At 38.8% G+C, this 10,548-nt stretch carries 7 protein-coding genes and 1 pseudogene; 1 reads left to right on the top strand and 7 read right to left on the bottom strand.

Translation table 11 applies throughout. The annotated features are described in order from the left end of the window. The first annotated feature begins 728 nt into the window (after positions 1–728). A complete protein-coding gene (locus IM319_RS06375) occupies positions 729–3,437 on the top strand; it encodes a bifunctional acetate--CoA ligase family protein/GNAT family N-acetyltransferase (RefSeq protein WP_287735042.1) in 2,709 nt (902 codons plus the stop codon). Positions 3,438–3,459: 22 nt separating this feature from the next. Here the strand turns inward: IM319_RS06375 and IM319_RS06370 are convergent, their stop codons facing one another. The 7 genes and pseudogenes from IM319_RS06370 to IM319_RS06340 all read right to left on the bottom strand — a co-directional run. Continuing rightward, the gene (locus tag IM319_RS06370) at positions 3,460–4,440 is read right to left on the bottom strand and encodes an NAD-dependent epimerase/dehydratase family protein (protein ID WP_287735041.1); all 981 of its coding nucleotides are present in this window, start codon (positions 4,438–4,440) and stop codon (positions 3,460–3,462) included. Positions 4,441–4,460: 20 nt separating this feature from the next. Continuing rightward, on the bottom strand, positions 4,461–5,240 hold the full coding sequence (locus tag IM319_RS06365; protein ID WP_287735040.1) for a glycosyltransferase: 780 nt from the start codon (positions 5,238–5,240) through the stop codon (positions 4,461–4,463). 18 nt (positions 5,241–5,258) lie between these two features. After that, on the bottom strand, positions 5,259–6,386 hold the full coding sequence (locus IM319_RS06360; protein WP_287735039.1) for a glycosyltransferase: 1,128 nt from the start codon (positions 6,384–6,386) through the stop codon (positions 5,259–5,261). Between the two features lie 76 nt (positions 6,387–6,462). Continuing rightward, entirely contained in the window at positions 6,463–7,284 is an 822-nt protein-coding gene (locus IM319_RS06355; protein ID WP_287735038.1) for a glycosyltransferase, read from the bottom strand. 53 nt (positions 7,285–7,337) lie between these two features. After that, complete coding sequence (locus tag IM319_RS06350; protein WP_287735037.1) at positions 7,338–8,843, bottom strand: O-antigen ligase family protein; 1,506 nt, start codon at positions 8,841–8,843, stop codon at positions 7,338–7,340. 172 nt (positions 8,844–9,015) lie between these two features. After that, positions 9,016–9,948 carry a class I SAM-dependent methyltransferase gene (locus tag IM319_RS06345; RefSeq protein ID WP_287735036.1) on the bottom strand — a complete coding sequence of 311 codons (933 nt, stop codon included), beginning with the start codon at positions 9,946–9,948 and terminating at the stop codon, positions 9,016–9,018. 367 nt (positions 9,949–10,315) lie between these two features. Continuing rightward, positions 10,316–10,548: pseudogene (locus tag IM319_RS06340) on the bottom strand (Uma2 family endonuclease); the annotation flags it as partial.

The following is a 10,548-nucleotide window of genomic DNA, read 5'->3' as shown; positions in this document are numbered from 1 at the left end:
AAGGCCGAATTTGAAGTCTTTTCTGAACGAAACCCCTTACTATCTGTTGTCAAGGTTCAGTTTTTAGCTTGGTTATCGCTCTTTCCATTGTAGCTTAAAGCCGTCCTAAAAGGACGGGGTTTTAACCCAAATTTTCGATAAGTCAAGGTTGGAAGACTGAAAAGCCCGGACTGGGAAAATTCTAATCGATGTTAGCATTCTCTCCCAATCAAACAGGTTTCCATCTTAATTTAGATATTGATGGAAAAAATGGCTAATTTGTTCGATTTATGCCGTCGGGTGTGGGGTGTAGGGTGTGGGGTGTGGGGTGTAGGGTTTGGGGTAGTGGGGTTGTGGGGTTTTACCGATTTTCAGGGGGTCAATTAGCTAATTTTCAGGGAAAAAGTGCCTAATTTTCCCCCCCGATCACTGCCATGTCCGCCACTTTTGGATTTCAAAAAATTCTAAAAGTCTTATCCAATAGGGTTTTTAGATTTATTCAGCTAACCCTACCTAGACAAAATTAATTACACCGATCGAAGCCTGATTAAACAGCTAGAATTGGTTTAGATCGATCGAGGAACACCGGAACACTGGAACAATAACCGGTTTAAATACCTCAATGCCTACTTAAGTAGGGAGGCACAATTACTTTTAGGATGGGTTAGCGCACTTCGTAACCCATGCGGGCGTTGGGTTTCATGCTTCAACCCAACCTACGTTGATCTTATATTTAATTCCACCCACTTATGTTAAATTCCATCTTAGCTCCTCGTGGTGGCGAACATCAAACCATAAGAGCCTTTTTTGAGCCAAAAACTATCGCTGTGGTGGGATTTAATGGCGAAAATCCCCAACTCGATCGCACTCTTTTAAATAATCTCCATGATAATCCCGGTCAGCACCGCCTTTATCTAGTTAATCCTCACCCCGAAAACCGGCTCGATCTTCCCACCTATGGCAGTTTACCAGATATCCAGGCGGCGATCGATCTGGTAATTATCACCGCCCCCGCTCCCGAAATTCCCGCTATTATCGCCCAATCTGTCGAAAAACAGGTTAAATGCGCCCTGATTCTCTCCACGGGTTTTCGGGAAACCGGCCAGATGGGGGAAAATTTACTCAGGGAAATTAAAGCGATCGCCGGTCAAAAATTACGCATAATCGGTCCTCATAGCTCAGGAATCAGCAATCTAAGCCAAAATCTTAACGCCACCTTTTCTCCCATCTTGCCGAAAACTGGTTCAATTGCCCTGATTAGTCAAAGTGGTGCGATCGCTGCCGCCGTGCTTGATTGGAGTTTAAGCGAAAATGTCGGTTTTAGTCACTTTATCTCCCTCGGAGTCCTTTTAGATGTGGATTGGGGCGAATTACTCTATTATTTGGGAGACGATCCCCAAACCAAAAGCATCGTTATCTACCTGGAATCCCTGAATAATGCCCGCTCTTTTCTCTCCTCGGCCCGAGAAGTTGCCCTAAATAAACCAATTATCGCCATTAGTCGCCACAGTACCGACTTTGACCCCACTGCTCTTTCCCATGCTGGTAAATTGACCAGCGATCAACTAACTCTCTCCGCTGCCTTTGCTCGCTGTGGCATCGTGGAAGTACAAAGAATGGCCGATCTCTTGAATATCACGCAAGTTTTAGGGAAAATTCCCCGATTTCCCCGGGGAAAACGCTTGACAATAATCAGCAATGGTGTTGCTCCCGCTCTTTTAGCGGCCTCGGCTTTACTGGCGGAAGATGGACAACTGGCAACCCTTACCCCCGCAACGATCGCGCAACTAGAGCCTCTTTTTCCGGCGGATATTGTCCCACAAAATCCCATCGATCTGCGTCGCAGCAGCGATCCCGATAGCTACGCTCGCGCCCTAGAGATCGCTTTAGCGGATGCTCATACCGATGCGGTGTTGATGATTCTCTCGCCTCGCTTTAACACCGATCTGCGAGAAATTGCCCTTAGCATTGCCTCAATTGCTCAAAAGACTAAAAAACCCATTTTAGCAAGTTTGATGGGAGGGGAGGGCATTGCAGAGGGAGTAGCGTTATTAAATCAGCAGGGTATCCCCACCTATCGCTATCCCGATTCGGCGGCCCGGGTGTTTAATTTGCTCTGGAAATATGAGGAAAATCTGCGCGGTCTTTATCAAACGCCAATTTTAGCCAATTCTCAGGAAAATGGCTCCGATCGAGTTTTAGTTAGCCAGATTATCGAGCAAGCAGGGGATAGAACAATTCTCAGTGAGTCAGAGTCTTTAGCTATACTCAAAGCTTATGGAATCCCTGTTATTGTCACTGAAATTGCTGAAAGTGCCGCAGAAGCAGTTAATCTCGCTGAATCTCTCGGTTATCCCCTGGTGATGAAACTGCATTCCCAGACGATTATCCATAAAAGCGCGGTGGGTGGGGTACAATTGCCGCTTTTTTCCGCTATGGCAGTCGCACAAGCATATCAGGCGATCGAAGCTAATGTTAGCGCACAAGTGGGTCGGGAGCATTTTCTCGGGGTGAGTATTCAACCAATGTTAGAGATCGATCGAGGATATGAGTTAATTATCGGCTCTAATTACGATTATCAGTGCGGACCGGTGATAATTTTCGGTACTGGTGGCCGTTTAGTCGATATTTTTCAAGATTACGCCACCGCTCTACCTCCTTTAAATACTAATCTCGCGCGCCGACTTTTAGAAAAAACCAAGATTTATCGGGCTTTTCAGGGACTAAATGGGCTTAAATCGCTTAATTTAGCGAATTTGGAGCAAATAATCGTTAAATTTAGTCACTTGGTCAGTGAACAACCTCGCATTAAAACTATCGATATTAATCCCTTTTTTGCCGATTCAGAGCAATTGATCGCCCTTTCCGCTTCTATCCTTCTTCATCCTCCAACTACACCCCCAGAAAAGTTATCTCATCCGGCAATCCGTCCCTATCCCGAACATTATATAGGGCCTTGGACGACAAAAAGAGGCTTAAAGGTGCTAATTCGTCCGATTCGGGCAGCGGATGAGCCTTTAGTGCGACAATTTCACCATTATCTCTCGGAAGAAACCATTTATTATCGTTATTTTCACCTTGTCAATCTCGATCGCCAAACCGCTTATGATCGTCTTACGCGCATTTGTTTTATCGACTACGATCGAGTAATGAGCTTAGTGGTAGAGATTAATAACGATCAGACGGAAGAGCGAGAAATTATCGCTATAGGACGCTTAAATAAACTACACGGCGTTAATGTGGCAGAATTTGACCTATTAGTTAGGGATGACTATCAAGGTCAAGGAATTGGTACGGAGTTACTACAGCGTTTAGTCACTATTGGCAAAAAGGAAGGATTAGATGGAATTGAAGGGGAAATTTTAAGGGATAACCGCGCTATGCAGATGATAGCGGCTAAAGTGGGGTTTTCTCTCTATAAAACTGCCGATTTTGTCAAAGCGGAACTTGAATTATGAAGTCTTTTTGACAAGCTGATCACTAATTTTCTGGCTGAATTGTTTGGGCTAATCCTTGCTCTAAAGTAAAGGGAGGTTGCCAATCCAGGGTTTTTTGAATATGACCAGAGTCAACGGTAAGAGAACCAAGCAAGCGATCGATATTATAGGTATTAAAAGGGAGAGTTTTCCCTGTTATGGATTCTACCACATCACCCAGATAACCTAAGAATCTAAGTAAGGTAGTGGGGACGGGCAGCAATCGACAGGGTTGTTGAATTTGTTGAGCAATGAGTCGAATTAATTGAGGAGTAGAAACAGCTTGGTTATCGCTAATTAAAAAAATCTGATTAGCGGCATTAGGATGATCTAAACAGGTAATAATGGCAGCAACTAAGTTACCCACAAAGACAAAACTACGACGATTTTTTATTGCACCAAAAGGTAAAGGTAATCCCCGTTTAATTAGTTTCATCAAGCGCTCCATATTAGCACGATTACCTGGCCCGTAAACTAGAGTAGGACGAAGGATTGTCCAAGTCATGTTACTATCTTTGGCAAGGTTAATTAAAGCTTGTTCCGCTTGCAATTTACTACCACCATAAGGACTATCAGGATGACAGGGAGAGTTTTCGTTAAGAATATTATCACTTTCGGCCGCCATAGCATGAATAGAACTGACAAAAATAAAGTGCTTAACTCCTGCTTTTAGCGACTGCTTAACTAGGTTAATAGTCCCCTTAGTGTTAACTTTTATAAATGCTGCTTCTGGATTGGATATAGTCTCATGAAGGATATGAGATCGTCCTGCTAGATGAATAACGGTATCAATGCCTAGCAATGCTTCTTGCCAATCGGTCATATCATCAATTTCACCAACCTGAATAGCCTTAATTGGGATGGGTCCGGGAAACTCAAATTTCTGGCGAATTGCAGCTGTTATTTGCCAATTATGTTGGTGTAAAGTTGGCAGTAAGTGGCTGCCAATGAAACCAGTAGAACCTGTAACTAAAACGTTTTTCATTATTAATTATTCAATTAAGTTTAGTAAAATTTCCACCCATGTTTATTAAAAAAATACACAGCCGATTGAGCAAAAACTATAGCCAGTTTAGTAGAGTTGTGCGCTCCTCTTGCCCAATGATGATAAATATTTACATGGGGATAAAGTATGGTTTTGTATTTTTTAGACATTCTAAGGGTCAAATCATAATCTTCAAAATACATAAACATATTTTTATCAAAGTAGCCAATCTCATCTAAATATTTTCTGTTAAATAGCATAAAACAGCCACTAATAATCGGCACTTCCATTATCTGGTTATAGCTAATATCTCGCATTTCATACCAGTCCAATCTCTTTTTGAAAAGAAATTGCATTTTTTTTGGTATAAAACGTCTAATAAATAAGGTCAAAACCGTAGGTTGACGCTTGCAAAGGTATTGGATATCCCCGTTAGGGTAAGATATTTTTGGAGTAATCAATCCCACATCTTGATGCTTATCGAGATAGTGAATAAGTTCGGTGATTACATTATTATCAAAATAAACATCTGGATTGATAACTAAATGATAATCATAATTTTTAGCTCTAGTAATAGCTAGGTTATGTGCTTGACCAAAACCAACGTTATTACCATTATTGAAGTAATAATCTATATCGTATTCCTGAAAATTATCGAATATTTTTTTGAGTTCATCAGCAGGAGAATTATCTACTACTGATAGATTAATTGTTATCGGAGTCTCTAGGAGAGATTTAACCGCTTGGCTAACTATGTCAGGGTCATTTTTGTAAAGGACAAGGGAGGCAGTAAGTTGCATAATTCTGAAGTAATAAAGTTAAACATTAGGGATAAGGATATTTTTCAAGGATTGGGAAAATTGCTGTAAACTGAAATTTTTAAGGGCTATTTCTCTGCAAAACTGACCTAGACACTCTAAATTATCATCGCTAATTTTGTCAAGGGTGGATAGTGCCTTTTCTATATCCTGTTCAGTCCTAATATCGAAGACTAATCTTTCACGTTCATGTTCAAAGAAGGGATAAATGTCCACTCCTGTCGAAATATACACTGGTAAACCTACTGAAGCAGCCTCGGCCACAGCAAAACCGAAATTTTCTCGATGTGAAAATAAAACAAATAAATCTGAACCTGCCAAAAATTTCCACTTATCTTGACCGAAAACTGGTGGATGTATAAATACATTAGAAAGACTTGAATAAGATGCAATTTTCTCTTTTAATGATTTATCATTACCATAACCCATAATTAAAAAATTCCAGTTTTTAGGCTTAACCTTGACAAAACTTCTTAAGGTTTCTAAAGGATGCTTAAATTTATCATATTTGCCAAAATAAAGTAAGATTTTCTCTTCGTCAGATAGTCCCAATTGCTGTCTAAGCCATCTCCGACACGAAATTCGCTCAATATCTTGAGGTGGCTCAACAGAAAAAGGACAAATATTCCCCTTATTTCTAGCAAAAGGTAAAATTGATTTATCCCGTTCCAATGCCGTTGAAAATATGATTTTTTTTGCCTGATGTGTTGCTGGCTTGCCAATCATTTCCAGCCAAATTCCTTTTTTTAGTTTGCCATAAGAGAACACATAAGGATCGGTTGTTCCATGAGGAACTAAATAAAGTGGAACACTGAGATGGCGTGATAGTTGATAGGCATAGGAAAAATGAGCTAAAAAAGCACCATGTGCAATTAGTCCTGATGTCTTTTCCTTAACTTTCTCTGGAATAAACGAGAAAAAGCTAGGAAAACTTGATTTTACCATTGCTGTGAAAGGGTTGATCGAACCGGACACAGTATAATCTGCTTCGCTAGGACTATCGTATCCGGGCATTTGTAAGTCAATAAAATAACTCTCTACGGCTTTGCGAAACATAGATGCAGCAGTATAAGTACCCCCATGATCTGGGTGTAAGCGAGAACAAAAGTTGATAAAAATATTATTCATAATAAGTGTTTTAAACTGCCTGAAAATTAAGTTAATTTTATTGGGTAATTTGCTATTGGTTAATTTACGAAAAATATTAATTTACATAAATATCTGTAGACCTAGTTATCTTCATCTTCCCCGCCAACAAAGATTGTCTTAAAAATCTCATTATGTAATGAGGTAAGTTATTTAATCTCCACTGTGTGAATACAACCCAGTCCTGTAATTGAGCAGGTTGAATGGGTGAATAAATTTGCTGTTTTTCAGCTTCCATAGCTTCTCTTTTCTTATTCGTCAATTGGTTTTCATGAATCCGGAAACAACTTATACTTTCACCAGAAAACCGAGAAAATTTTAAATTCGATAACAAAGCTCTCAGGTAAAAATCCGCATCCGAACTTAAAGAATAATCCTCTTTAAACCCCTTGACCTGTTGGTAAACTCTATTACGAAAGATCGCTGCTTGTTGAGCGAAGCCAAATATCCCCATTCGGAACAGTGAAAGCAATTGCTCAGGTTTAGCCGGGGACATAGAATAGATGAAACGACCATAACCATCAGTATAGTCACAACTTCCATAAATTACATCTGCATTTGAGGCATTTCCTTGAGCTATGAGTCGCACTAAACTATCTGGATATAACCAGTCATCTGAATTAATATAACCCAACCACTCAGTATCACATTCCTGTAGCCCAGTGTTAATTGCTCGATACATATTTCCTGGTTCAGCATAGAGAGTTTTTACATCCCATCTTTTACAGATGTCTAGTGTACCATCGGTTGAGCCACTATCGACTACGATGATATTAACCCCTACATCCTTCTGCGATCGCAAAGAGAGCAGAGTCATATCCAGTGTAGCAGCACTATTTAATGTTGGGATCACATAACTAATATCACTTATTTTTCCCATTGGTTATCCTAGAAAATAACTTTAGACATTGTACCATAATTAAGTCAATCTAGTCAAATCGTTTTATTGTCTATTCCTTCCCTTTCCCTAATGGAAGCAAAAAAGTTTGATTTAAAACAGATCCCAAATAGCAAAGGCAAGACAATATTCCAGTAACTAGGACGGTTAAGCATTACAAATGCTAATTCTGCCATAGCACCTAAAGAGATTGCTACGCCAAGTTTAGCCCAATGCTCATAAACATTTCTTAGGTAAGGATTGGCAGTGAGTTTGCTTTCAGCTATAAGGTCTCTGATTTGACTTGCTCTACTGCCAAAGATATAGATAAAGATTATGAGTCCTGCTAACCCAGTTTCAACGATTAGTCGGAATAGCATAGAATAGCCGTCATGTTGGTTTAGATGAGCTAAAATGCCTGCTTTTAAAGGCGCAGCCTCCTGAAAAGCATAAGCAAAATTCCCTAATCCAATTCCTAGCAAAGGATTTTTTTGTAGAGCATAGATTGCGGTACTATAACTGTTTAAAATAGTTCCCACACTTATATTTGTGATTTCACTATCTTTTAAAGCAAAAGGATCAGTAATTTTTCCAGAACTCCATAAAAATTCTAATTGATTAATTCTAGAGCCAATAATTGGATTAAATTGATCAATATTTTTTTTATATTCAAAGACAACAATCACGAAAAAGAATGTAATTGCCAAAAAAGGAATAACTTTAGTTAACCATAATTGCATTAAACTTTGTCTTGAAAATTTTCTAATCCGCCATTTTTGATTAATAAAAATAAAATAAGCTACCAATAAAGAGAGTGCAAATATATTTGTGGTTGAATAAGTCAATATAACAGAAGTTACGATAATAATCAAGGATATAGTAGCAAAAATCCTATTGTTTTTTTTCAAATATCCTAAAAATAGCATCTGGCAAATAATTGCAAATGCTGGCATAGCAAAAATTCCTAGATCTCCAGGTTCAGTAAGTACTCCTGAATAGCGTCCTTCCCCTAAAGAAAGAGAATAATCCTGAGCTGCTGCGGCAACCCTCACTGAATAGGGGAGAAGCCGAGCTATAGAAGCTAGGGTAACAGCTACATAATCCCTACCAGTAAAGGAAACTATGAAAAATTGTAAAACAACCATAAAGCAAACAAATACAGATACCCTCACAAAGTCTTGGGCTAATATTTTTGAAGTAGCAGGATTTGTTGTTACCCATGATACAGTATAATAAACAGAAAAGAGAATTAGGAGCGATATTAAAACTCCTAAAGATTTTGTGATAGTGTAAAAATTATCTGTAATGAAACTTAAGAATGTTGACATGATAGTCAATGATAAGAAAAATATAATAAGATTTATATATCTGCTTTCACCAAAGGCTCGTTTGAACTGAAATCCACGCCAAAAGACCGATAGAATAAATACTATCAGAATCGGAACAAGTGCAGGCTGTATAAGTCCAAACCCTGCTTCATTAAATGACAGGCTAATAAAAGGCAAAAGATAGATGGAAAATCTAATAAGCCAGATTTCTAACAATTTAGTTTTATTTCGCATATTTCATAGACAGTGACAACTGGAACTTTTAAATTAGTTTTAACAGACTTTGTACTATCCATCTAGGGCTTAAGGGTTACTTTATTCTCAATAATCCCTGCTTCCTACTGTGACTAATTACAGGCAATTTAATTAACCAACCAGTTCAAGACCCGATTCAGGCGAGTAATCTTCAAGCAATCATCCAGAAAGAACCGGGTAATCGATCTTCATTATAAGCATTAATGTTGTCCAGAAACACAGAATTTTTATAATCAGATACCATAGACAATGATGCCAAAACTTCAAATTTTTTATTAAACTGTAGAAAAGTTTCTAGAAAGTATTGCTCATTCCAGTATCTCGATTCTTTTAGATTCCATTCGATGGGATAATCATAGGGAAAAAATATATCGTGAATATGAACTAAGACTCCTGTTTGTAAACGGGGATAAACTTGAAGAAATTCAAACTCCACATCACTACCAGACTTAAACACATGACTAGAATCAACGAACAGAATATCATTGGTTTGCAGGGATTCAAAAACAGACAAATCTACGGCTTCTACTTTCTGGGTAAGCAAACTAAATTCTAGAAAATCTTTACTAACATTAGCAAAGTCTTTTAAAAAATCTTGAGGATAAGGTTCGATCGAGATCAGTTGTGATTTTTGGTGATTTTCTATAAAATTCATTCTTAAAGCTGCGGCGATAATTTTAGTGCTACCACCTGAGCCAATTTCAATTACCTGAGACGGTTTCTTTTCTCTGACCATAGCATAGAGGACTTCTGCATCACCACTAATTAGACCAGAACTATCTTCGGAATAACCAAATGCTGAAAAAATTTCTTTATTGTTAAATTCTAAAGCATATTTTTCTAGTAAATACTTAACCAGTTCAGTCTGCTTGTCTAGATGCCATTCAATTGAGCTAAGAGGCCTTTCTTTACCCGCATAGGTCATAATTTCCTGACGGTTGGGTATCGGCTGATAAAAATGGTCAGTAATTAGGGTGTAGCCCATATTTCTTAAGAGGGGATTGAATATTGTTCTGGCTAGGGCAAATTTAATATTTTTTCTTCCCTGTTCGGTTTGCATACGGTTAAGGAATTTTTTCAACATTGTCAACCTTTATACTACTAATATTTACTGTCATGTTTTATCGTCAAAGCCAACTCGGAACTGGCATCCTTTATCAAAATATTGCTACGGCAGCGTGTCACTCATAATGGGCAATTCAATTAACCAACCAGTTCAAGACCGGATTCAATGGGCATATAGGCTACATCTTACCCGATGATCAACTTCTTGTAAAGAAAATTTTAACCAGCTTCCTCCCAGAAAGCAAACAAGAGTTTTCTAGCGTTATTTGTTGTCTATGCTTCATATCCCTATCCTATTAGCTTTCTGGATCGTGATTATAGACAATCTTCTCAATCCTTAATAATTCAACGGGACTATTGGTTACTAGCCAATCAATATCATGGATTTATTCGGGCAAATCTCCAAAACGCTCTCGATAGCGTTGAAGCAATGCTTCTAAATCCTCAGCCCGCATTCTTTCCTGTTGGGCCCGCATTTTTTCCTGTTCGGTTAGCTCTGACTCCGTGGGCAGTAAATCGCCAGCAAAAGTCGCCCAACGCAACCACACTGCCTCGACTCCCTTATACTCCCCTTGCCAGCGTACCAAGGACAACCCTAGTCTTTGACTGAAAAATCTTT

This window comes from Microcystis sp. M113S1 (genome assembly GCF_020246945.1).
Lineage (GTDB): Bacteria > Cyanobacteriota > Cyanobacteriia > Cyanobacteriales > Microcystaceae > Microcystis.
Note: the sequence above shows the minus strand (reverse complement) of the source record. Positions and strands in the feature narration are given on the sequence as shown.